Consider the following 23,400-nt stretch of genomic DNA (forward strand, 5'->3'; position numbering starts at 1 on the left):
TTTGTTTCTTTCCTGGTGTCTGGGGTTGGCCCCGGGGGGGGCCCCCCGGGGGGCCCCCCCGACCTCGGGTGGCACCGGATGGCCAGTTCTGGCCGTGGCCTACGTAGGCCAGAGATGTTGCTGGACACCCTGACGTAGCGCTGGCGAAACTGCTTGCGCGTCGTGCCCGTGCGGCGAGATCCGGGCGCACCATCAGGGAGGGTTCAGCATGCAGACTGGGTCCGAGCTGTCGATCCTCGGGGTCGGCGAGTTCGAGGAACGGGCGTACCGGATCCTGCTGCGCTGGCCGGGCCTCACCGTGAACGGGCTGGCCGACAGGATCGGTTCGCCGGCCGGGCGGGTTCGCCGCGCCGTCGCCCGGCTCGAGCAGACCGGGCTGATCACGAGGTCGCCGGTGCCCACGCCCCGGTTGTTGCCGGTGGCACCGGATGCGGCGATCGAGGCTCTGGTACGCCGGCAGGAGTCCGAACTCGAGCGGATCCGGGCACTGGCGACGGCGTGGGTCGCCGACTTCCGCTCGGGTCGCAGTACGGGGCCGACCGAACTGATCGAGGTCGTGATCGGTGCCGACGCGGTGCTGAGCCGCTTCGATCAGCTCCAGCGCGCCGCAACGCAGGAGGTGCAGGTCCTGGACACTCCGCCGTACGCGAGGGCGGCGGGGCCGGACACCAACGCCGTTGAGTTCGAGGTGCTGGCCAGGGGCGTGACCTGCAAGGCGATCTACGACCGGGCCGCGCTGGAACAGGCGCCGAACGCGGTGACTGCGATTCTGCGGTACGTCGCCGCCGGAGAGCAGGCCCGGGTCACGTCCGAACTGCCCTTGAAGCTGGCGACCTTCGATCGCAGGACGGCGTTCATCCCACAGTCGATCGACCAGGGCGACATCGCCAGCGCGATCGTCGTCCACCCGTGCAGCCTGCTCGACGTACTGCTGCTGGTTTTCGATCAGCTGTGGCGGCAGGCAACGCCGCTGACCGCTCACGGTTCGCTGCGGGCCGCCGACCAGGAGGGGACGTTCGAACCGGCTGAGCACGATCGACGCGTCCTGGTGTTGCTCGCCAGCGGGATGAAGGACGAGGCGATTGCGCGGCACCTGGGCTGGAGTTATCGAACCACCCGTCGGCGGATCGCCACGCTGATGGCGGCCTTGGGAGCCGAGACGCGGTTCCAGGCCGGTCTGCTCGCCGCGCGGGCGGGCTGGTTGTGAGCCGGATATCCCGACGGGAATGTCCCGCCGGGAGAGTGAGCGAGGGGTGAGGCGTGCAACGCATGACAAGACGTAATGGCCGGATGACAAGACGTGGTGGCCGAACTGCCCGGATCTTCACGGTCGTCCTGACCACGATTGCCGCCTTGATGGCGTCCGCAGTGACAGTCCCGGTCTTCGCGCCCTCGGAGGCGGTCGCGGCCGGCAGTCCGACGGCAGGTGGTCCGCACGGCAGCCGCACCGTCCCGGCGGGCTGCAATGTCGCCGAGACGGCCGCAGACGGTTCCACTCCGCTGGCCCGCTGCTATGCGGTCGGGTGGGCCGGCGATCACGGTGCCTTGGCGCAGCGGACGGCCGGGCCGCTCCCCGGCTCGTTGGGGCCGGCCGACATCAGGGCGGCGTACGCCCTGCCGGACGGCGGCGCCGGGAGGACCGTGGCGATCGTCGACGCATTCGGCTACGAGAACGCCGAATCCGATCTGGCCGTGTTCCGGGCGCACTACGGCCTGCCGCCGTGCACGACGGACAACGGCTGCTTCCGGAAGATCGACCAGCGCGGCGGAACGGACTATCCACAGGAGGATCCCGGATGGTCCATCGAGACTGCCCTCGACCTGGATGCGGTCTCCTCGGCCTGTCCGGACTGCCACATCCTCCTCGTCCAGGCCGACAGCAACAGCTCACCGAGTCTCGGTCAGGCGGTCGACACCGCCGCGTCCCTGGGAGCTGTGGCGATCTCCAACTCCTACGGCATCGACGGTGAACTCCCGTTCGAGACGTACTACGACCACTACTACGACCACCCCGGTGTCGCCGTCACCGTGTCGTCGGGCGATGTCGGCAACGTTCAGAGCTACCCGGCCACCTCGCCGAACGTGATCTCGGTCGGAGGTACGAACCTGAGCCGGGACGACTCGGCTCCACGCGGATGGCACGAGACGGCGTGGACCGACGGCGGCAGCGGTTGCTCGCTCTATGAGCCGCGTCCCGACTACCAGGACGGCCTCGACACCGGCTGCCCGGACACTCGGGCCACCGCCGACGTGTCCGCGGTCGCCGACCCGGAGACCGGGCTCGCGGTCTACAACACACTCGGGCAGGACGGATGGGCACAGTACGGCGGTACCTCGCTGTCCGCGCCGCTGGTCGCCGCGATGTACGCCCTCGCGGGCACGCCCGTACCCGGAAGCAATCCGGTCACCTACCTGTATCGCCACGACAGCTCCCTGAACGACGTCACCGAGGGCGCTGACGGTTCGTGTGGCGACGTACGGTGCACGGCAGGCGCAGGCTGGGACGGCCCGACGGGCGTCGGTACGCCCAACGGTGTGTCGGCGCTGACGCTCGGGTCGCCTGGTTGGGTCTCGGGCTCGGTGCGGACGCGGAATCAGCCGCTCGACGGTGCGACGGTCACGTTCACCGACAAGAGCGGCTATCGCACCCGCGCCGTCGTGGACAAGTCGGGGAACTACCGCGTCGCGGTGGCCGCAGGGACGTACCGGGTCGTCGCCTCGAAGTTCGGGTACGCCGACGCGACGTTCGACGAGATCACCGTGTCCGCGGGTGCAACACTGTCGAGGAACTTCGCGCTGACCGCAGTGGCACGTCGTACGGTCAGTGGCACCGTTACCGATGGATCCGGTCAGGGCTGGCCGATGTACGCGAAGATCTCCATCGACGGATATCCGGACGGAGCCGTCCACACCGATCCGTTCACCGGTCGTTACAGCGTCGAGCTCCCCGTCGGAAGGACGTACAAGCTGCGCGTCCAGGCAGCCGACCTGCCCGGCTACCAGACCGCCGACTCCAGTGTTGCCGTCGGCAACGGAAAGGGTGCGCTGGTGCGCGACGTCGCGCTGGGCGTGGACGAATCGAGCTGCACAGCGGCAGGGTACGGTCGCGCATTCCAGGGCGCCGGTACCGGCTTCGAGGGATGGTCGGGCGCGCAGGACGACTGGACGGTGACCGACGACGCGGGCAGCGGCAAGACCTGGACGTTCGACGACCCCGGTGCCAAAGGCAACCTCACCGGCGCCGGCGGCCAGTTCGCCATCGTCGACAACTGGTCGTCGCCGGTCGACCGGAATGACACGAGCCTGGTCAGCCCGGTCGCGGACCTGTCCGGGCGCTCGCAGCCGGTCGTCGGTTTCGACACGTACTACTACGACTACGGGTTCGGTGAGCAGGACGGCGTCGTCGACCTGAGCCTCGACGGAGGAGCGACCTGGCAGAACGTCTGGCGCGCGCCGGACTCCTTCGTCCAGGGACACGTGGAGGTGCCGATCCCGCAGGCCGCGAACAAGGCCGATGTCCGGGTGAGGTTCCGCTTCAGTGGGGCGGCCGACAACTTCTGGGAGCTGGACGATGTGTACGTCGGCAACCGGTCGTGCGAGGCGGCACCGGGTGGGCTCGTGGCAGGTTTCGTCCGGGACCACAACACCGGTGCCGGGCTGACCGGCGTACAGCTCGACGGTGGGACCACTCCGGCGGTGAGCCACACGACGACCGACGACTCGCAGCTCGCTGACGGCTACTACTCGCTGTTCGCCCCGACGGGCAACGTTGCGCTCAGCGCCACTGGACGGCAGTACGCCGAGGCGAAGCAGACAGGGCGGGTCGCCGCGCACCGGACGACCCGGCTCGATTGGTCCCTCGAAGCAGGACGGGTCACCGTGACTCCGTCGACGGTCTCGGTCAACGCCGGCAAGGGGCCGATCGGACCTCGGACGATCACGCTCACCAACCACGGCACGAAGCCTGCTCAGGTGTCGCTGGTCGAGCAGGACCGTGGATTCACGGCGACCGACGGTCACCACCGGACGACGGCTCCCGGGGCGCCGCTGCGGCGGGAGAAGGTGGACGCATCCCCGCTGTCGTTCGCGAAGGGGACCCAGAGCGGGCACAACCCGGTGCCGTCCCGGGACGCGTCGACGAATCCGGCGTGGTCGCAACTGCCGAACTACCCGACTCCGATCATGGACAACGTCGTCGCAGCGAACGACGGAGTCGTCTACTCGGTCAGCGGAGCCACGGACGACGGTCTGACCGCCGCCGGCTACGCCTACGACCGGACAGCCGGTTCGTGGCGGCGGATCGCCGACCTGCCCGAGCCGCGGGAGAGTGCGGTCGGCGGCTTCGTCGCCGGCAAGCTGTACGTCACCGGAGGCTGGGACCCGCAGGGCAACCCGAGCTCGGCGACGTACGCGTACGACCCGGCGAAGAACCGGTGGTCACGCGTGGCCGACCTCCCCGTGCCGAGCAGCGCGTCGTCGGGCGCGGTCGTCGGCGATGCCTTGTACGTGGTGGCCGGCTGTGCGTCGCAGGCGTGCACAGAAGCGACTCCGACCTACCGGTACGACGTCGGTCGCAACACGTGGACGCGCGTTGCCGCGTACCCGGAACACGTCGTGATGGCAGGGTGCACGGGGTCAGGTGACGGACTGATCTGCGCCGGTGGCCTGGTGCCGCTGCTCGACGACCCGTGGCACGAGTTCCCGATCGCGAGCGCCTACCAGTACAAGCCCGATTCGGACAGCTGGGCGCCGATCGCCGACATGCCGTACCCCGCCTGGGGCATGGCGTACTCCGGCAGCGGCGGCAAGCTGCAGCTGGTCGGCGGCATCACCGGTGGCTACATCACCAACCAGGCCGTCCAGTTCGATCCGGCGACAGGTGCCTGGTCGGACCTGCCGAATGCGACGTACAGCATGTTCCGTGGAAGTGCGGCCTGTGGGCTGAGCAGGATCGGTGGCTCGATCGGCGGTTTCACCGCGACGCCGTTCGCCGAGTACCTGTCCGGTCAGGATGCGTGTGTCCTCGGCGCGGACGTGAGTTGGCTGTCGGCTGACCGTACACAGGTCACCGTTCCGGCTGGTCGTTCGGTGACGGTTCGACTGCGGTTCGACGCTGCGGCGACGTCCACGGCAGGGAAGTACGACGCCCGCCTGGCCTTCACGTCGGACACGCCGTACGGCATCACACCGGCGACGGTCACGCTGACGCGGCGCTGACGCTGCGACGCAACGTAGATCCGGTGAAGGTTGCCGGATCTACGTTGCGGGCGTCCCGCGCTCGCCGTACACGGCCGTGACGAGTGCGATCAGCAAGCCGGCCAGGAACATGTGCACGAGCACGACACCCCAGGGCAGTCCGGTGAAGTACTGCGTGAAGCCGACGGCGCCCTGCAGCAGCTCGACGGCCAGCAACCAGGCCGCCAGCTTGCGCAACGTGCGCGAGGTCGCGGTGACCCGGGTCGCGATCACCAGCGCGATCGTGATGCCGAGCAGCCCGAACACCACGTCCGCGTGGAGCTGACTGACGAGTTCGGGATCGAATCCGTTGCGCCCGGTCTTCGGGTCGCCCGAGTGCGGGCCGGCGCCGGTGACAATGGTGCCGAGGGCAACAGTCAGCCAGACGGCCACCACGCAGGCGGTCGCGAGCGCGCGGACCACCGGGGGAGTGTGCGGATACGGGCTGGTGCGTGATCGGCGCATCATCGACACGGTCAGCGTGATGATGATCGGCGAGACCAGGAAGTGCGCAGAGACGATCCACGGGTTCAGTCCGGTGAGCACGCTGATACCGCCGATGACGGCCTGCAGCGGTACGCCGAGCGCCGCCGCCGTCGCGAGCCGGCGCAGGTCGCGGCGGATCGGGCGGTAGCGCATCACGACCAGCCAGGTGCAGATCGCGACCACACCGACCACGAACCCGAGCATGCGGTTCGTGAACTCGATCGCGCCGTGATAGCCGAGCGCGGCATGCGGCACGTACGAATCGTCCGTGCACGACGGCCAGGTCGGGCAGCCGAGCCCCGAGCCGGTCAGCCGGACCAGTCCGCCGGTCACCACGATGCCGATGTTCACCACGATCGAGGCCCAGCCCCAGCGGCGGACCACGTCCAGGCTCGGCTCGGGCACGAGTCGCCAGAAACGGCTGACTGGTTCAGCTTCTCGAGGCGGAGGCTCCGTCGTCATCACCGGGACACTCTAAAGGTCAGTCCCAGCGGAACGTTCGGGACACCAGGTAGCCGAGCACCCCGGCCCACAGGGCGAGCGACAGCGCGGCGGCCCACGGGATCACTCCTTCGACGGTCGAGTTGGCCAGCCCGTTGGCCAGGGCGGCACTCGGCAGCAGGCGTACGACGCTCTGCATGCCGGACGGGTACTCGTCGACGGGCGTCATGATCGCCCCGCCGACCAACAACAACAGATACAGCAGGTTCGCGGCAGCCAGCGTGGCCTCCGCACGCAGTACGCCGGCCATCAGCAGCCCGAGTGATGCGAAGGCCGCGGTGCCGCACAGGACCGTGAGGACCACCCCGACAACGGCTTCGGCTCCGCCTACCGGCTTCCACCCCAGGGCGAGTCCTGTCCCCATCAGGACGGCGAGCTGGATGAGCTGGACGATCAGGACGGCGCCGATCTTGCCGGCGAGCAGGCCAGTGCGGGACAGCGGCGAGGCGCCGAGTCGTTTGATGACGCCGTACCGGCGCTCGAAACCGGTCGCGATGGCGAGCGAGGTGAACGACGAGGACAGGATGGCCAGGGCTAGGACGCGCGGCACGGCCTGGTCGATCGGTCGGCCGTCGCCGAGCGGCAGGCGGTCGCCCAGCCCGGTGGCGCCGAGCAGGAGCAGGATGCCGAGCGGGATCACGAGCGCCAGCAGCAACTGCTCGCCGTTGCGGACGAGCAGCTTGAACTCCATCCGCGAGTGCGCCAGCACCTTCCGCGGCCACGGCGCACTTCCTGGCTGGGGTGCGTAACCGGTCATGGGGCCTCCCGGTCTGGACTGAGGAGCGCAGGGAGCGAAGCGACCGGAGCGACGAGGGAAGGCCGGGAGTTACAGCCCCATGACCCGCCGCGACGGAGTCGTGGCATTAGTAGAGTCACGAGCGCTCCGGTTTGGCGGTGAGTTCGAGGAAGACGTCCTCGAGGGACTTCTTGTGGTGTTCGGTCAGGTCGTCCGGGGTGCCGGAGGCGATCACCTTGCCGGCCGACACCACGTGGACCTGGTCGGACAGCTGTTCGGCCTCGTCCATCGCGTGGGTGGTGAGGACGACGGTCACGCCGTCGTCGCGCAGGTCGCGGATCACCTGCCAGATCTCGCGCCGGCCGTGCGGGTCCAGCCCGGTCGTCGGCTCGTCGAGGAACGCGATCTCCGGCCGCCCCACGATCGCCAGCGCGAACGACAGCCGCTGCTTCTGACCACCTGACAGCCGGCGGTACGGCGTCCGTCCGCAGCTGCCCAGGTCGAGACGCTCCACCAGCAGCGCGATGTCGAGCGGGTGGGTGTGCAGCGTCGCGACGTACTTGAGCATCTCGACGGCACGGACGCCGGACCAGGCGCCGCCCTCCTGGAGCATCACGCCGATCCGCGGCATCAACTCGTCGTGATCCGCGATCGGGTCCAGCCCGAGCACCCGGACCCGCCCGGAGTCGGGCCGGCGGAATCCCTCACAGCTCTCCACGGTCGTGGTCTTGCCGGCGCCGTTGGGGCCGAGCACGGCCGTCACCGTGCCGGCGGTTACGGTGAGACTGAGACCGTCGACCGCGGTCTTCTCGCCGTACCGCACGACGAGGTTGTCGATCTCTACCGCGACTGGCACAACGGCAGCATAGAGAACCGGTTGAGAGAACCCTCGCTCCGCTCGGGGTTGGGGGGCGGGAAGTGACCTCGCTCACGGTCCGGTCCGGAGCGCCGCGTGGACGCGTGAACCGGTTAGGGGAGCCTTATTTGAAGGCCCCGGGTATTTACGCGACACTGATGTTGTGAAAAATCCTGCGAACAACGGAGCCGTGCCCCACGGCGCCGGTAGCGCGCGGGACGAGTCCACCCGGGACCGGGTCGCACGCTCGATCCTGACCAACGGTCCGTCCAGCGCCGCGGTGCTGGCGGAGCGGCTCGAGCTGACCCCGGCGGCGGTCCGGCGGCATCTCGACCACCTCCTCGACGAGGGTCTGGTCGAGTCCCGCGAGGAGCGCGTCTACGGCCCGCGCGGCCGCGGCCGCCCCGCGAAGGTCTTCGTGCTGACCGACACCGGCCGGCACGCCTTCCACCAGGCCTACGACGACCTGGCGGCGACCGCGATGCGGTTCATCGCCGAGGCCGGCGGTGAGGACGCCGTGGCGGAGTTCGCCCGGCGCCGCGTCGCCGAGGTGGAGGAGCGGTACCGGGAGCAGCTCGCGCTGGCTCCCGAGAGCAAGAAGACGCAAGCGCTCGCCCAGGCCCTGACGGCCGACGGGTACGCCGCGTCCACGGCGGAGGCGGGCCACGGCGCCCAGCTCTGCCAGCACCACTGCCCGGTCGCGCACGTGGCCGAGCAGTTCCCCCAGCTGTGCGAGGCCGAGACCGAGGTGTTCTCGAGACTCCTCGGCAAGCACGTGCAGCGACTGGCCACCATCGCCCACGGCGACGGTGTCTGTACGACGCATATCCCAGGCCCTGTCGACTCAGTGCCTGCTGCCCCTGTATCCGACGGCGAAGCTGCGAGGACCGCACGATGACGCAAACCGCTCACCCCGAACTGGAAGGCCTCGGCAACTACCAGTACGGCTGGGCCGACTCCGACGCCGCCGGCGCGGTCGCCCAGCGCGGCCTGTCCGCCGACGTGGTGCGGGGCATCTCCACTCTCAAGAACGAGCCGGAGTGGATGCTCGACCTGCGGCTGAAGGGCCTGAAGCTGTTCGACCGCAAGCCGATGCCGTCGTGGGGCGCCGACCTGTCCGGGATCGACTTCGACAACATCAAGTACTTCGTCCGGTCGACCGAGAAGCAGGCGTCGAGCTGGGAAGAGCTGCCCGAGGACATCAAGAACACCTACGACAAGCTCGGCATCCCGGAGGCGGAGAAGCAGCGTCTGGTCGCCGGCGTCGCCGCGCAGTACGAGTCGGAGGTCGTCTACCACCAGATCCGTGAGGACCTGGAGGCGCAGGGCGTCATCTTCCTCGACACCGACACCGGCCTGAAGGAGCACCCGGAGATCTTCAAGGAGTACTTCGGCTCCGTGATCCCGGTCGGCGACAACAAGTTCGCCTCGCTGAACACCGCGGTCTGGTCCGGCGGCTCGTTCATCTACGTGCCCAAGGGCGTGAAGGTGGACATCCCGCTGCAGGCCTACTTCCGGATCAACACCGAGAACATGGGCCAGTTCGAGCGGACCCTGATCATCGTCGACGAGGACGCCTACGTGCACTACGTCGAGGGCTGCACGGCGCCGATCTACAAGTCGGACTCGCTGCACTCCGCGGTGGTCGAGATCATCGTGAAGAAGGGCGCCCGCTGCCGCTACACGACGATCCAGAACTGGTCGAACAACGTCTACAACCTGGTCACCAAGCGCGCCACCTGCGAAGAGGGCGCGACGATGGAGTGGATCGACGGCAACATCGGCTCCAAGGTGACGATGAAGTACCCGGCCGTCTACCTGATGGGCGAGCACGCCAAGGGCGAGACCCTGTCGGTCGCGTTCGCGGGCGAGGGCCAGCACCAGGACGCCGGTTCGAAGATGGTGCACAACGCGCCGTACACGTCCAGCTCGATCGTGTCGAAGTCGGTGGCCCGCGGCGGCGGCCGGACGTCGTACCGCGGTCTGGTCGAGGTGGCGCCGGGCTCGCACCACAGCAAGTCCACGGTGCGCTGTGACGCGCTGCTGGTCGACACCATCAGCCGTTCGGACACCTACCCGTACGTCGACGTCCGCGAGGACGACGTGGCGATGGGGCACGAGGCGACCGTGTCCAAGGTCAGCGACGACCAGCTCTTCTACCTGATGAGCCGGGGCATGGCCGAGGACGAGGCGATGGCGATGATCGTCCGCGGCTTCATCGAGCCGATCGCCCGCGAGCTCCCGATGGAGTACGCGCTGGAACTGAACCGACTGATCGAGCTGCAGATGGAAGGGGCCGTCGGCTGATGTCGTCGTCTGACACCCTTGTTGCTACCGGCAACAAGGCGCACTCCCACGGGCCGGGTTCCCCGGTCCCGCTCCAGGCCCGCAGCGAGCGGCCCACGTCGTACGACGTGGCCGACTTCGCGGTGCCGAACGGGCGCGAGGAGGAGTGGCGCTTCACCCCGGTCAAGCAGCTCAAGGCCCTGTTCGAGGACGCGGCCGGCACCGAGACCCCCAAGGTCGACGCGTCCGGCCCGGAGGGCGTGGTCTTCGAGACCGTCGCCGCTGACTCGCTCAAGGTCGGCAAGCCCCAGGACCGCTCCGCGGCCGTCGCCTGGAACCACGCGGGCGACGCGTTCGCGGTCCGGATCCCGGTCGAGGCCGAGCTGACCGAGCCGGTGCACGTGAACGTCGCGAGCCTCGGCGCCCGCGGCTTCAGCCACCTGATCATCGAGTCCGGCCGGCACAGCAAGGCGATCGTGATCATCGATCACAGCGGCTCCGGTGAGCTCGGCAGCAATGTCGAGATCGTCGTCGGCGACGGCGCCGACCTGCGGGTCGTGTCGATCCAGCAGGGCGACCACGAGTCGATCCACCTCGGCCAGCACGACGCGCTCGTCGGCCGGGACGCCCGGCTGCACCACGTCGCGGTCACCCTCGGCGGCAAGATCGTCCGGATCGGCACCAACGTCCGGTACGCGGGTCCCGGCGGTGACGCCGAACTGCTCGGGGTGTACTTCGCCGAGTCGGGCCAGCACCACGAGAACCGGCTCTTCGTCGACCACGAGGCGGCCAACTGCAAGAGCAACGTGCTCTACAAGGGCGCGCTGGCCGGTGACAACGCCCGCTCGGTCTGGATCGGCGACGTGCTGATCCGGGCCGCGGCCGAGGGCACCGACACCTTCGAGCTGAACCGCAACCTGGTCCTGACCGACGGCGCCCGCGCCGACTCGGTGCCGAACCTGGAGATCGAGACCGGCGAGATCGAGGGCGCCGGTCACGCCTCCGCGACCGGCCGGTTCGACGACGAGCAGCTGTTCTACCTGCAGGCCCGCGGCATCCCCGAGGACGCGGCCCGGCGGCTGGTCGTGTCCGGCTTCTTCAACGACATCATCGGCAAGATCGGTGTCCCCGAGGTCACCGAGCACCTGCACGAGGTGATCGAGGAGAAGCTCGCCCGGACGGCGGAGCTCAGCGCGTCCGCCAAGGCGGTCATCGGCCAGTGAGCGACACGTTCGAGCGCGCCTGCGCCGCCGCCGACGTACCCGACGAGGGAGTGATCCCGGTCGAGGTCGGCGGCGTGGAGGTCGCGGTCGTGAAGAGCGAGGGACAGTACTTCGCGGTGCGGGACGAGTGCTCGCACGCGCAGATCCAGCTGTCCGAGGGCGATGTCGGCGAGTGCGAGATCGAGTGCTGGCTGCACGGGTCCCGCTTCGACCTGCGCACCGGCGAGCCGACCAGCCTGCCGGCCTACGACCCGGTGCCGATCTACCCCGTCCGCCTCGACGGTGACGACGTGCTCGTCGACGTGAAGAACCCCCTGAACCAGCAGTCCCTGTAAACGAACCGGAGATAGAAGAACTCATGGCGACACTCGAGATCCGCGACCTGCACGTGTCGGTCGACACCGAGAACGGCCCGAAGCAGATCCTGCGCGGCGTCGACCTGACCATCGCCGGTGGTCAGACGCACGCGATCATGGGCCCGAACGGCTCCGGCAAGTCGACGCTGGCGTACTCGATCGCCGGGCACCCGAAGTACAACATCACCAGCGGCACGGTGACGCTGGACGGCGAGAACGTGCTGGACATGGCCGTCGACGAGCGCGCCCGGGCCGGCCTGTTCCTGGCCATGCAGTACCCGGTCGAGGTGCCCGGTGTCTCGGTGGCGAACTTCCTCCGGACCGCGAAGACCGCGATCGACGGCGAGGCGCCGAAGCTGCGCACCTGGGTCAAGGACGTCAACAAGGCGCTCGCCGACCTGGACATGGACGCCGACTTCGGCACGCGCAACGTGAACGAGGGCTTCTCCGGCGGTGAGAAGAAGCGGCACGAGATCGTCCAGCTGGAGCTGCTGAACCCGAAGGTCGCGATCCTCGACGAGACCGACTCCGGCCTCGACATCGACGCGCTGCGGATCGTCTCCGAGGGCGTCAACCGGTTCGCCGCCCAGGGCGACAAGGGCGTTCTGCTGATCACCCACTACACGCGGATCCTGCGCTACATCAAGCCGGACTTCGTGCACGTGTTCGTCGACGGTCGCGTCGCCGAGGAGGGCGGCCCGGAGCTGGCCGAGGAGCTCGAGGCCAACGGCTACGAGCGGTTCCTGAAGGCAGGCGCGAAGTGACCGACGCCCGGACCACATTCAGCAGTCCGCTGGACCTGCAGTCGGTCCGGGCGGACTTCCCCATCCTGTCGCGCGAGTTGGCCGGTGGTTTCCCGCTGGTCTACCTGGACTCGGCGAACTCGTCGCAGAAGCCGCGCCAGGTGGTGCAGGCGATCGAGGACCACTACCTCAAGCACAACGCGAACGTGGCCCGGGCCATGCACCAGCTCGGCGCCGAGGCCACCGCGGCGTACGAAGGCGGCCGGGACAAGGTCGCGGCCTTCATCGGCGCGCCGTCGCGGGACGAGATCGTCTTCACCAAGAACGCCTCCGAGGCGCTCAACCTCGCCGCGCACACGCTCGGCGCGTCGCTGAAGCCGGGCGATGTCGTGGTCGTCTCCGAGATGGAGCACCACAGCAACATCGTCCCGTGGCAGCTCGCCTGTGAGCGGACCGGCGCGACGCTGAAGTGGTTCGGCGTGACCGAGGACGGCCGGCTCGACCTGTCGAACATCGACGAGCTGCTCACCGAGCAGACCAAGGTCGTCGCGCTGACCTGGGTCTCGAACGCGCTCGGCACGATCAACCCGATCAGTGACATCGCCGCGAAGGCGCACGCCGTCGGCGCGACCGTTGTCGTCGACGCGTCGCAGGCCGTCCCGCAGTTCCCGGTCGACGTCTCGACGCTCGGCGCCGACCTGCTGGCCTTCACCGGCCACAAGGTGGTCGGCCCGACCGGCATCGGCGTGCTCTGGGGCCGCTACGACCTGCTCGCCTCGCTTCCGCCGTTCCTGGGTGGCGGCGAGATGATCGAGATCGTCCGGATGACCGGTTCGACGTACGCCGCTCCGCCGGCCCGGTTCGAGGCCGGTACGCCGCCGATCGCGCAGGCCGTCGGGCTCGGTGCGGCCGTCGACTACCTGTCCGGGATCGGCATGGACAAGATCGCTGCCCACGAGCACGCGATCGTCGAGTACGCGCTCGAGGGGCTGAAGACCGTTCCCGGTCTGAAGATCCTTGGACCGACGGAAGCCGCCGACCACGGCGGTGCGATCAGCTTCGCGCTGGACGGCGTCCACCCGCACGACGTGTCGACCGTGCTGGACACCCGCGGCATCGCCGTACGGGCCGGGCACCACTGTGCGCGTCCGGTGCACGAGCGGTTCGGAATGCAATCGTCGACCAGAGCGTCTTTCTATCTGTACACGACCCCCGAGGAGATCGAGGCGCTCGTGGACGGCCTCGGATTCGTGCGCAAGTACTTCAAGGTGGATTGATATGCAGCTCGACAACCTCTACCAGGAGATCATCCTGGATCACTACCGCAGCCCGCACCACGCGGGCCTCGCGGACCCGTACGACGTGGAGGTGCACCACGTGAACCCGTCCTGCGGGGACGAGGTCACGCTCCGGGTCGAGCTCGACGGCGACACCGTCAAGGGCGTCACGCACAGCAGCGTCGGCTGCTCGATCAGCCAGGCGGCGACGTCGGTGATGTCGGACCTGGTGATCGGCAAGCCGGTGTCCGAGGGCATGGCGACGTACGAGAAGTTCCTCGAGCTGATGCAGGGCCGGGGGAATGTCGAGCCGGACGAAGAGGTACTGGAGGACGGTGTCGCGTTCGCCGGCGTCGCGCAGTTCCCGGCCCGCGTCAAATGCGCGTTGCTGGGCTGGTCGGCGTGGCGCGATGCCACGGCCCAGGCCCTCGCAGCAGGAGAAGGAGTGAAGAATGCCTGACCAGACCGACGAGAAGATCGAGCTCCCCGAGGTCGACCTCGAGGCCGCGGCTGCCCAGCCTGGCACGACTCCGGCCAAGGTCGAGGACGTCACCGAGGCGCTGAAGGACGTCGTCGACCCTGAGCTCGGCATCAACGTCGTCGACCTGGGCCTGATCTACGGCATCACCGTCGACGACACCAGCACGGCGATCATCGACATGACGCTGACGTCGGCGGCCTGCCCGCTGACCGACGTGATCGAGGACCAGACCCGGATGGCGCTGGACGGTCTCGTCAACGACTTCCGGATCAACTGGGTCTGGATGCCGCCGTGGGGCCCGGAGAAGATCACCGACGACGGCCGCGACCAGTTGCGTGCTCTCGGCTTCAACGTGTGAGTCGCACGGTTTCGGTAGCGCCGGGCCGACTGGACAGGTGGCTGGACGGCTTCGGTGAGCGCCATGGCGCGGTGCGGTACGACGTGACGCCGACCAGTGTCACGTTGTCCGCCGAGGACGGCTCGACCGCCGTCGTCACGGTGCCCTTCGAGCCCCTCGCGGTCTTGTCCCGCGAGGGGCTCGTCGCGCATGTGCTGGCCGAGCGGCGTCTCGGCGTACTGCTCGTACGCCGGGGCGGGTACGGCGCCGGAGTGTTTGCCGGGGGCAAGCTGCTCGACTCGAAGGTCGGCTCGCGGCACGTGCAGGGTACGACGAAGGCGGGCGGCTGGTCGCAGCAGCGGTACGCGCGCCGGCGGGACAACCAGGCCCGCGAGGCGTTCGCGGCCGCGACGGAGGTCGCCGTACGGATCCTGGCGCCGGCGCGGCTGGACGTCCTGGTGTGCGGGGGAGACCGGCGTGCTGTCGACACCGTGCTCGAGGATCCGCGCTTGAAGGACCTGCCGGGGATCGTGCGGCCGCCGTTCCTCGGCGTACCGGATCCGAAGCAGAAGGTGCTCGAGCAGGCCGGCGTCGACGCGCTGGCGATCCGGATCGACGTGGATCAGTCGGCCTAGGCGTTCACTCGATGGTGGCCTTCGTCACGTCAGGATCGTTTGTACAGCGCGCGGAAATCCTCCAGCGTGCCGCGGTAGTACTCCAGGTCGTCGTGCAGCTTGGCGCGGCTGACCAGATGCGGGTGGCGGGCCTTCGCCGCCGCGCCGTACTCCGACCAGATGTCCGCGTCCGGGACCTCGTCCGCGCCGTCGGGCAGGAACTTGATCGCCTCGCTGACCGCGTCGGCGGCGAACTCCCAGTTCAGCTCGACGATGGTGCGGTCCTGGTCCGGCGCGCCGGTGTAGGCCATGTCGGCGTCCAGCGCCCGGCGGGCGAACGACGCGGAGACGATCGCCCACTGCGCCGCGTCGATCAGCTGGGACTTGCCCAGACCGAACCGCGCGCCGACAGCGGTGGCCGCGCGCTCCGAGGCGTACGGGATGGTGATCTCGCCGGCCTGCGACGCGAAGACCCACGCGTCCGGGCCCTCGGTGACGTTGACTCCCGGCTCGGGCCGGGCCGGCACGACCGCGGGGGCCTCCGGGTCGGCCGCGGTCACCAGGCTCACATAGATCTGGGCCTCGGTCAGGGTCCTGGCGGTCAGCATCGGTTATCTCGCTCCTAGCTCTCGGCCCAGCTCGTCGTACGTGTCCCGCGCTATCAGCAACCGCTCGAGCCGGAACCGCCCCGGGTCAGCATCGCGGACCGCACCACCTTCCCGCGTCCAGAACCCGTCCTGCGGTACGGCGTCCGCACCGGGCGGCACGAACTTGATCACCTCGTCCACGGCTGCGCGCGCAACGGCCAGCACCTTACCGGCCTCCGCGGGATCCGGGGGGACTTCCGAGGCAGCAGTGTCGGCGACCTCCAGCCACTGGCCCGCGTCCAGCACCTCCGACGGCTCCGATCCGCCGAACGTCGGCCAGTCGCGCACCGGCGTCTCCCGAACCGGTAGACCGAACAGGTACTCGCGTTGCGCGTTACAGCCGGGACAGATCGCGGCGTAGCTGGAGGTCAGCTCACCGTCGACCTCGATCAGCGCCTGCTCCCACGGCGCGTCGATCGACCCGCAGTCCGGGCAGGGGTGCAGCTCCAGATACAGCTGCGCCTCGTCCCGGGTCCGCGCCACCGCGAATGCCATACCGCCCCTCTCGATCGCCCGAAATCATCGCCTTCAAAGTCCGGTCATCGTCTGTCCGTGGCCGGTCGGTGCAACCGTTCGGCCGCCTGGCGGATGGTGCGCGGCCGGAGCGGCCGCCGGCGTCATCGTGTGCGCGGCGGTGGTGTAGTCGAGCGCTTTCAGCACATCCCGAGGTACGCCGGCTTTCTCCAGCTCGGCCGCGACCTTGCCGCTGAAGCTGCCGTCCGGCGGCGACGTGTTGTAGAGCTCGCGCAGGTCGACCCGGCCCTCGGCCATCCGTGCCAGCTGCGGATTCAGCGTCGCGAACGCGGAGGCGAAACCACCGTCGTTCACGCCGAGCAACGTCGGAGGCCTGTTGCGGGCGGGATCGCCGGGCAGCGCCTGGTACTTCCGCTCTGTGCCGTCGGCCTCCTTGACCAGCAGCACAACCGGCTTCTGCGTCGCTTGTGCCCGGTCGATCGCCGCCAGCAGGGGGCGGTACGGCTGGTGCACCCCTTCGGTCTTTCCGTCGGCGTACTCCGTCGCCACGAGGTCCGGCCGTCCCAGCTTCTCCGGCACGGCCTGCAGCCGGGAATTCGCCAGCACGGAATCCAGCTCTGCGCCCTGCTCCAGTTGCCGGAGGCCTTCGAGGTAGCGGTGAGCGAGCATCCGCACGAACAGCTGGCCGTTCGCCAGATTCGGCACGTGGGTGGTCTTCCTCGTGACCTGCTCGCCGCGGCCGTTGTCGGTGCTGGTGCGGATCGTGGCGTCGTACACGACCGGGATCCGGACCGTGACCATCTGGCCTTCGAGGAACCGGCTGAGCTCGAGCCGGGTGCCGTTCGCGTCGCCGGTCTGCTCCTTGACCTGCTCGCCCATCGAGCCGCTGACCGACACGATGCCGCCGTCCAGCCCGCCGGTCGCGGTCACCGGCGTACGACGGTTGCGGGAGCTGCCGGAGCGCGCCACCCGCTGGCTACGCCAGACGTGGCCCTCCTGACCCGGCGAGGGGTCGCCGTCCAGCTCCCAGCCGACCGGGGTGGCGTTGACGGTGACGTTGATCATCGTCTTCCCGTTGCCCGGCTGCGCCATCGGCACCAGGTCGATCCCGCCGTCCAGCAGCCGCCCGACCTTCGCCTTCAGCGCGCTCGGCTTGAGCGTCGCCCGGATCAGGTGCCGGAAGTCGGCCAGACCACGCCGCCCGAGGAACTGCCGCTGCCGCAGTACGGCGGTCAGGTTGTCGAACAGCTGGTCCTGCTTCTTCTCACCCCGTCCGAACGGCACCGACCGGAGCGGCATCGCGCCCTCCGGGAGCCGCACCGTGCGGTGGTCGGGTCGTTCCTCGGCCTGCTCAGCGGTCTGCGGCGCCGGGCCGTCCTTCAGCTCGCCTTCCGGCATCATCGTGTAGAGCGTCGCCGTCAGCTCGCGCGGCGCGGACCGGGTGACCTGGACGTCCGGGTCGAGCCGGCGCAGCTTCGCGCTGGTGCTGGTCATCGCTGCCGCGCCGGCGTTGTGCAGCCGGACCACCTCGGTGGTGAAGACCACCTTCCGCTCGGCAAGGTTCCGGACGAAGTCGCCGTGCCGACGGATGTTGGTGTTCTGGTGACCGTCGCCCAGGGTGTCGGTCGTGGTCAGGTCGGTCGACAGACCGCCGGTCGGATTGACACCGCCCTGCCCGGGCAGTCCGCCGTCGGCGCCGACGGTGATCGACCGGGTCCTGCTCACGGACCGGTCGCGCCCCTCGTAGTCGTACATCTGCTCGGCTCCACCGGCCTGTTCCGGTGCCAGCTTCGGCCGGCCGTGCTCGTCGAGGAGAAGCTTGCCGTCCTTGTCGGTCTGCACCGCGCGGACAGTCAGATCGCCCTCGAAGTGCGCCCGCACCACGACCACGATGACGTCGGGATGCTCCCGGCCGTCGAGCGGCGCCTCGAGCGGGATCTCCAGCCCGGCCGGGCCGAGCATGTCGTCGAGCTGGCCGCTGAGGTTCTCGGGTTTCAGAGCGATGTCCAGCCCGGCCTGCAGCACCGGACTCGCGTTCCGCAGGCCGGGTGCGACCTCGTCGACCTGGGCCGCGACCTGTGGTTCGAGGTCGACCGGGCGGGTCACCTGGCCGGAGATGACCACCAGCTTCTCGACCTCGGCCGCGCCCAGGCTGTCCTTGTAGGCCCCGGTGGCGTGCATGGTGCGGCCGGTCCTGGCAAGCTCGTCGGACTGATCGATGCTCGCGGTGAGCTTCTCGTCCTCGGTTCGGTACTGGTCTGCCGCGGCGAGGCCTTCCGCGCGGAGCTTCGCAGCGAACCGCTCGGTCGTGTGCGTCGCCGCCAGACCAGTGGTGACGCCCTGCTTCTCCAGCGTGTAGCGCCGGACGAAGCCGCCACGGACGCGCGGACTGAGCGGCAGCTTGTCGTTCAGGTACCGCTCGGCCGCATCGCTGACCACGCTCAGCGGCAGGTCGAGCTTGTTGGACGCGTAGAGCTCCAGCGCCCGCCGCTCGGCCATCAGCTTCTGCACGGTCGCATCGGGCAGCGGCACAGTCTTGACGACCTGCCCGTTGTGCACGATGTCCGCGAACATCCGGTACTGCTCGAGGAACTGATGGTGCGTGCCGGCATTGATCAGCAGACGCTCTTCGCCCGACGTCTCGCTGACCGTGGTCGATTGCGCAGTACCTCCGGTCCGGCCGAGCGACGCGCCTCCGGAGTACGCCGATCCGTCGGCCGCGACCGGGCCGCCGCCGGCCCTGCCGCTGACGCCGCCGGAGGTGGACGTCCCCGAGGTGTACCCGACGTCGCTCATCGTGAAGTTGATGTCGACGCTGTTCTGCTGGGTCATCGCGACATGGGTGAGGCTGACCGCCTCGCCGCGGATCTGCACCTGGTACTGCTGCGGCAGGATCGTGCCGTCCCGGAAGGCGTGGACCGGATTGCCCGGCGCCTGCACGACCATGAACGTCGGCTTGTACGTCCCGTTCATCCACTCGCGGTTGGCGATCAGACTGGTCGGGGCCAGCGCCGCGTGCAGCGCCGGCAGCGCGGTGGAGTCAGCACGGATCGCCGGGATCGCGTCGACCAGCGCGTCAGCCGCGTTGCCCGCGTCGACGGCGACGGGTATCGCCTGCTGGACGGCCTCCGCGGTCGGAGCCTTCGGGTTCTGTGCGAACACCGGTGCAGCGGCCCGGGCCAGCGAGCTGTCGTAGGCGAGTTCCATGCTGCCGAGGACATCGGCCAGCGGCGGGGCATCGCCCTCGTCGGTGATCTCCGCGAACCTGATCCGGATCCTCTGCCTGACCCGGTCGAGCGGTTCGGTGCTCTCGCGCAGCGTGACCCGGTTGATCCGGAGTCCCGCCGTCCAGCTCATGTTCCGCATGAACGCGGACCGGCTGACCTTCACCCCGAGCTTGGCGGCCCAGCCGCGGATGCCCTTCGCCGGTGCGATCCCGCCCTCGATCCCGGCGGAGACCGGGACCGAGCTGCTCCGTCCGATCGTCCGGCTGGAGGCCACCGAGCTGATGCCGAGCGGCACCTGGTTCTCGTTCGTGCTCGTGCCGCGGCCCTCGGACACGAAGGTCCCGGTCTTCTCGTCGTACTCCTGGTCGGCGGTCAACCGGAACGGGCGCCAGCGCGGTGTGCCGGCGAAACCCTGGTCCTCGAGTACGACGATCAGGCCGCCCTGGCAGGCCTCGTTCATCCCCGCCGCGAGCCGCGCCGCACTGATCGCCTGGACGACGCGCTCGTAGTTGGCGAGCTGGGACCTGGTCGCCGGCCGGTCTCCGCGTGGCCGGTCGTGCTCGTCGAGCTCCGGCACCAGGCCTTCCGCCTGGAGCCCCATCAGCGCGTCATGACAGGCATCGTCCGCGCCGACGACGTTCTGAACCATCCCCTGGCCGACGCCGCGGATCTGGTTCGGTCCGCGGCCCATCCACGGCGGCGCCGTCTGCGGGCCGGTCGGCGGCTCCGGGTCGTTGCGCAGCAGCACCCGGCCGTCCTGGTCGGTCCGGATCGCGTCGTGCTCGTCCCGACGGATCGCCTTCGCATCCGCGCGCCCGCCGGCCCGGAGCAGGTCGTTCTCCGCCACCCGCATGTGCGCCGTACAAGGACTCTTGACGACGATCGGGGGTTTCTTGTCGCCGACCCGGCGCAGCGTCGCGGTCGTCCGGAGCGGGACCTTGACGCCCTGGGTCCCCATGAAGCGGTGGACGACGGGCGAGATCGTCGTGTTGCTGATGTTCTGGCCGCCCTGCCGGGACACGTTCCGCCCGGCCGAGACGCTCGGCGAGAGGTTCACACCAGAACCACCGACATCGTTCAGCACCGTCGCCGCGCCCAGCGGGTGGGCCGCGTCCCGTACGCCGGGGAACGACAGCGATCCGGTGCCGGTGAGGGACGCGCCGTACGTCTGGCTGGCGTTGCCGCCGAGGAAGCCGACCGGAACCTTCTCCATCCCCATCTCAGAGCTGAACTCGCCGATCAGCTCGGCAGCGCTCCAATCGGGTGTGACCTCCCAGGTGAGCTCGTACTCGTTGTTGTCGGCGGCCCGGAAGCTCCGGGTGAGACCGCCCGGACGGCTCATGTCGTGGATCAGCCGTGGAGTGTCCGCCACGATCAGGCCGGAGATGTGGCTGGCGGTGACCTCGTCCAGGTCGCCGTACCGCTCCTGTGCCTGCCTGATGACGTCTGTCGCGACGCCACGCAGACCGTCGACGTTGTCCATCGTGAAGCGCGGGAACTCGCCGGTGACGTCCTGGGCGTGGCCGAGCTCCGCGAGCGTGACCGTTTTGGACGGTGGCTTCACGGTGTACGGACTGGCGACCCAGGTCTGCTGGGGACCGGCGTCGATGCTCCGGACCGGTGACCAGGGCTCGGTGGGGGAGTTGCGTACCTCCACCTCGAGAATGCCGTCCCACTCCACCAGAAGCGACTCGCCACGATGGACGCTGACCCAGCCGAGCTGATGGTGCCCGGTCTCGCCGGCGTTGTCGGCGAGAGTGTGGCCGTGGGTCACTTCGAGCTTCGGCTTGGTCAGCTGGGCGGCCGCGTGCAGCGGCGTACCCGGTGCGGCCATGGCGAGGATCGGCTGCAGGTTCAGGCCGACGGTGGTGCTGCCGGAATGCGTAGCGGTGGTGCCTGCGCTGATACCGCCTTCGCCGAGCGTGCCGGACATCTGCTCGGCCATCTCGAAGTCGCGGCGGGTGATCTCGCGGAGGTTGCGTGCGCGCATCCGGACCCGGACCTCGGGCATCTCCGAGACGCTGCCATCCCCGTCACCGGGGACCGGGAACACCATGCCGTCCTGCGAGAGCAGCAGGCGGTACTCCGCACTCTCCAGCGGCAGCGGCCCGGTCCGAGGCAGCTGGCGCGACGCGCCGCTCGCGGTCAGTTCCTCATTGATCACGTCGACCGGCAGGGTGACCGGAGCACCCTCGGGCGTGCCGGTCATCAGCACATCCGCGACCGGCATCGCGGCCTTGTAGCTCTGCTCGTACTTGGTGACCTGACTGCGCGCCGCGTCGGCCAGCGCGAGGAGCTGGCCTTGCGATCCGCCCGAGTCGATCCCGTCGAGGAGCGTCCGGTACGCCCTCAGAGCCTTCTGCGCCTCGGCCGCGGCATCGCCGTACGCGTCGCGGATCTCCTTGTGCCGGGTGGACTTGTTCTCAGCGGCCGTGGCCGTGACCCGCATCATCCGGGCGCGTTCGGCGGCACCGGCGTCGAGGCCCTGTTCCTCCGTGTCGGCCTTGCGCCTGGTCTCTTCGGCCAACTCTGCGGCGGCTAGCGCCGTCTCCGCCTTGGTGGCCGACTGCGACTGGAGCTCGGTGACCGAGGACTCGAGCGACTGGATCTGGGTGAGGACCTCTTCGCGCAGGTGCGCGACCGAGTGCGGCGCCGGCCGCTCGTTTGCGCGTGCTGCGGCGATGCCGAAGGCCGTTGCGTCGGGTCCTGCGATCGCCTCGGCGGACCAAGGCAGAACAGGCTCGAGTCCGCCGTGGCGCCGGATGGTCCTGGCCAGTCCGTTGAGGTCGCGTTCCAGCTCCGACAGGCTGCGCGGCCCACTCGGCGCGCCGTTGGCCAGCGTCTCGGCGCGTGCCTGCTGCCAGTCCCGCACCATGACCTGGTACGCCGCGTGGTCCGCGTGGAGCCGGCGGTCGCGCCGCTCGTGGCCGAAGACCGACTTCAGCCGGCGAAGTACGCCGTGCGGCCGGTCCGCCTGCGCGGCCGCGATCTCCTGTGTCAGCAGGGAAAGCTGGTGGGTCCATACGTGACGCAGCTGCTCGTCCGCGAGCCGCGGGGAGATCTGCAGGACGTGCGGGTCGTCCGCCGTACCGGACCGGATGATGCCCTGCGCCATCGCGCCGAGCGTGGTCTTCCCGATCTCGACCCGGACATACTGCGGTACGTCGGTGACCGTCGTCCGCAGGATCGCGTGCTGCCTCTGCAGGTCGATGACCGGCTGATCGGTCACCGAGGCGGCCAGATCCACCTGGTTCATCGCGGCAAGAGCCGTCAACGCACCGGACCCGGTCAGATCGGTCTGGCTACTCGGTCGTCCGCCGGCACCGGTCACCAGGCCCGTGCCGTGAACTTGCGAGGTCCAGACCCGCCGACCTTCGGCACGTCTGTGGTTGCTGCCGACCGGAGCGCGATGTCGCCGGCCGGCCGAGGGGTTCGGTGGCCCGTTCACGGGCCCGTTCACGCCGACAACGAGGGCATCGCGGCTGATCGTCGCCGAGGCCGACACGATCGTCGACAGCGCGACGGGTCGCGCCGATCCGCGCAGGCGGTCCAGCCTGGCTGCGGCCTCCGGGTCATCGGGAGCGGCACTGATCAGCGCGTATCTGAGCAGCGCCTCAGCCTCGGCACGGCGGGACTGGTCCAGCCCCGGGCCACGCAAGTACTGGTCGAGCGCTCCGACCGCGCCGCGAGCCGGCACCTGACCGCGGGCGCGGGCGACCTCGGCCCCGAGCACGCAGATGGCCTCGGCCAGCAGACGGTCGTCGGCGGCACGGTCCGCGGCCCGGCGAGCGAGTTGCGCCTCCAGGGCCCGCATGACGTGCGCCGGGACCATGTCGTCACGACCGGTCAGCCAGACCCTGCCGTTACGCAGCGGAACGGCTGACGGGTGAAGGATCCCGAGTGCGGTTCCCACTGCCCAAC

Annotated in this window: 17 protein-coding genes; 11 read left to right on the forward strand and 6 right to left on the reverse strand. The window is 69.5% G+C overall.

The features are described 5' to 3' along the window. Positions 1–208: 208 nt before the first annotated feature. Together AB0J62_RS23355 and AB0J62_RS23360 are read left to right on the forward strand one after the other, a co-directional pair. Positions 209–1,207 carry a helix-turn-helix transcriptional regulator gene (locus AB0J62_RS23355; RefSeq protein WP_363874728.1) on the forward strand — a complete coding sequence of 333 codons (999 nt, stop codon included), beginning with the start codon at positions 209–211 and terminating at the stop codon, positions 1,205–1,207. 83 nt (positions 1,208–1,290) lie between these two features. After that, the gene (locus AB0J62_RS23360; RefSeq protein ID WP_363874731.1) at positions 1,291–5,217 is read left to right on the forward strand and encodes a carboxypeptidase regulatory-like domain-containing protein; all 3,927 of its coding nucleotides are present in this window, start codon (positions 1,291–1,293) and stop codon (positions 5,215–5,217) included. A 39-nt stretch (positions 5,218–5,256) separates the two neighbouring features. Here AB0J62_RS23360 and AB0J62_RS23365 read toward each other — a convergent pair whose 3' ends face one another. From AB0J62_RS23365 to AB0J62_RS23375, 3 genes are all read right to left on the reverse strand, one after another. After that, a complete protein-coding gene (locus AB0J62_RS23365; protein ID WP_363874734.1) occupies positions 5,257–6,183 on the reverse strand; it encodes a COX15/CtaA family protein in 927 nt (308 codons plus the stop codon). A gap of 19 nt (positions 6,184–6,202) precedes the next feature. Further along, a complete protein-coding gene (locus AB0J62_RS23370) occupies positions 6,203–6,979 on the reverse strand; it encodes an ABC transporter permease (protein WP_363874737.1) in 777 nt (258 codons plus the stop codon). A gap of 115 nt (positions 6,980–7,094) precedes the next feature. Next, a complete protein-coding gene (locus tag AB0J62_RS23375; RefSeq protein WP_363874740.1) occupies positions 7,095–7,814 on the reverse strand; it encodes an ABC transporter ATP-binding protein in 720 nt (239 codons plus the stop codon). A 163-nt stretch (positions 7,815–7,977) separates the two neighbouring features. Between AB0J62_RS23375 and AB0J62_RS23380 the strand changes: the two genes are divergently transcribed. Genes AB0J62_RS23380 through AB0J62_RS23420 form a run of 9 tightly spaced genes read left to right on the forward strand, consistent with a single transcriptional unit; the run spans position 7,978 to position 15,152 of the window. Next, positions 7,978–8,712: a metalloregulator ArsR/SmtB family transcription factor gene (locus AB0J62_RS23380; RefSeq protein ID WP_363874743.1), complete on the forward strand. Its 735-nt coding sequence runs from the start codon at positions 7,978–7,980 to the stop codon at positions 8,710–8,712. Beyond that, positions 8,709–10,121, forward strand: a complete 1,413-nt coding sequence (gene sufB / locus AB0J62_RS23385; protein WP_363874746.1) for a Fe-S cluster assembly protein SufB — start codon at positions 8,709–8,711, stop codon at positions 10,119–10,121. The genes AB0J62_RS23380 and sufB overlap by 4 nt, the downstream gene beginning before the upstream one ends. Next, positions 10,121–11,323, forward strand: coding sequence for a Fe-S cluster assembly protein SufD (gene sufD / locus AB0J62_RS23390; protein ID WP_363874749.1), 1,203 nt, complete (start codon positions 10,121–10,123; stop codon positions 11,321–11,323). Before sufB ends, sufD begins: the two co-directional genes overlap by 1 nt. Continuing rightward, positions 11,320–11,658 carry a non-heme iron oxygenase ferredoxin subunit gene (locus AB0J62_RS23395; protein WP_131292671.1) on the forward strand — a complete coding sequence of 113 codons (339 nt, stop codon included), beginning with the start codon at positions 11,320–11,322 and terminating at the stop codon, positions 11,656–11,658. Before sufD ends, AB0J62_RS23395 begins: the two co-directional genes overlap by 4 nt. A gap of 23 nt (positions 11,659–11,681) precedes the next feature. Next, entirely contained in the window at positions 11,682–12,443 is a 762-nt protein-coding gene (sufC, locus tag AB0J62_RS23400) for a Fe-S cluster assembly ATPase SufC (RefSeq protein WP_363874753.1), read from the forward strand. Continuing rightward, complete coding sequence (locus AB0J62_RS23405) at positions 12,440–13,699, forward strand: cysteine desulfurase (RefSeq protein WP_363874756.1); 1,260 nt, start codon at positions 12,440–12,442, stop codon at positions 13,697–13,699. Before sufC ends, AB0J62_RS23405 begins: the two co-directional genes overlap by 4 nt. A gap of 1 nt (position 13,700) precedes the next feature. Next, entirely contained in the window at positions 13,701–14,159 is a 459-nt protein-coding gene (gene sufU, locus AB0J62_RS23410; RefSeq protein WP_363874759.1) for a Fe-S cluster assembly sulfur transfer protein SufU, read from the forward strand. Next, on the forward strand, positions 14,152–14,538 hold the full coding sequence (locus AB0J62_RS23415; protein ID WP_363874762.1) for a metal-sulfur cluster assembly factor: 387 nt from the start codon (positions 14,152–14,154) through the stop codon (positions 14,536–14,538). The genes sufU and AB0J62_RS23415 overlap by 8 nt, the downstream gene beginning before the upstream one ends. Beyond that, positions 14,535–15,152 (forward strand): acVLRF1 family peptidyl-tRNA hydrolase, encoded by a 618-nt coding sequence (locus AB0J62_RS23420; RefSeq protein ID WP_363874765.1) that lies wholly within the window; start codon positions 14,535–14,537, stop codon positions 15,150–15,152. The genes AB0J62_RS23415 and AB0J62_RS23420 overlap by 4 nt, the downstream gene beginning before the upstream one ends. Positions 15,153–15,181: 29 nt before the next feature. Here AB0J62_RS23420 and AB0J62_RS23425 read toward each other — a convergent pair whose 3' ends face one another. From AB0J62_RS23425 to AB0J62_RS23435, 3 genes are read right to left on the reverse strand one after another with little or no spacing between them, the layout of a single operon-like run. Next, positions 15,182–15,739: a hypothetical protein gene (locus AB0J62_RS23425; RefSeq protein ID WP_363874768.1), complete on the reverse strand. Its 558-nt coding sequence runs from the start codon at positions 15,737–15,739 to the stop codon at positions 15,182–15,184. A 3-nt stretch (positions 15,740–15,742) separates the two neighbouring features. After that, the gene (locus tag AB0J62_RS23430) at positions 15,743–16,273 is read right to left on the reverse strand and encodes a hypothetical protein (RefSeq protein ID WP_363874771.1); all 531 of its coding nucleotides are present in this window, start codon (positions 16,271–16,273) and stop codon (positions 15,743–15,745) included. Between the two features lie 33 nt (positions 16,274–16,306). Next, positions 16,307–23,392 carry a hypothetical protein gene (locus AB0J62_RS23435; protein WP_363874774.1) on the reverse strand — a complete coding sequence of 2,362 codons (7,086 nt, stop codon included), beginning with the start codon at positions 23,390–23,392 and terminating at the stop codon, positions 16,307–16,309. Positions 23,393–23,400 lie beyond the last annotated feature (8 nt).

The organism is Kribbella sp. NPDC049584 (genome assembly GCF_040675555.1).
Taxonomy (GTDB): Bacteria; Actinomycetota; Actinomycetes; order Propionibacteriales; family Kribbellaceae; genus Kribbella.

Excerpts from the sequence above, each read along its gene's own strand:
- AB0J62_RS23430 (WP_363874771.1), bottom strand. The coding sequence starts at position 16,273 with ATGGCATTCGCGGTGGCGCGGACCCGGGACGAGGCGCAGCTGTATCTG.
- AB0J62_RS23415 (WP_363874762.1), top strand. The coding sequence starts at position 14,152 with ATGCCTGACCAGACCGACGAGAAGATCGAGCTCCCCGAGGTCGACCTC.
- AB0J62_RS23370 (WP_363874737.1), bottom strand. The coding sequence starts at position 6,979 with ATGACCGGTTACGCACCCCAGCCAGGAAGTGCGCCGTGGCCGCGGAAG.
- sufB (WP_363874746.1), top strand. The coding sequence starts at position 8,709 with ATGACGCAAACCGCTCACCCCGAACTGGAAGGCCTCGGCAACTACCAG.
- sufU (WP_363874759.1), top strand. The coding sequence starts at position 13,701 with ATGCAGCTCGACAACCTCTACCAGGAGATCATCCTGGATCACTACCGC.
- AB0J62_RS23365 (WP_363874734.1), bottom strand. The coding sequence starts at position 6,183 with ATGACGACGGAGCCTCCGCCTCGAGAAGCTGAACCAGTCAGCCGTTTC.
- AB0J62_RS23355 (WP_363874728.1), top strand. The coding sequence starts at position 209 with ATGCAGACTGGGTCCGAGCTGTCGATCCTCGGGGTCGGCGAGTTCGAG.
- AB0J62_RS23360 (WP_363874731.1), top strand. The coding sequence starts at position 1,291 with ATGACAAGACGTGGTGGCCGAACTGCCCGGATCTTCACGGTCGTCCTG.
- sufD (WP_363874749.1), top strand. The coding sequence starts at position 10,121 with ATGTCGTCGTCTGACACCCTTGTTGCTACCGGCAACAAGGCGCACTCC.
- sufC (WP_363874753.1), top strand. The coding sequence starts at position 11,682 with ATGGCGACACTCGAGATCCGCGACCTGCACGTGTCGGTCGACACCGAG.
- AB0J62_RS23425 (WP_363874768.1), bottom strand. The coding sequence starts at position 15,739 with ATGCTGACCGCCAGGACCCTGACCGAGGCCCAGATCTATGTGAGCCTG.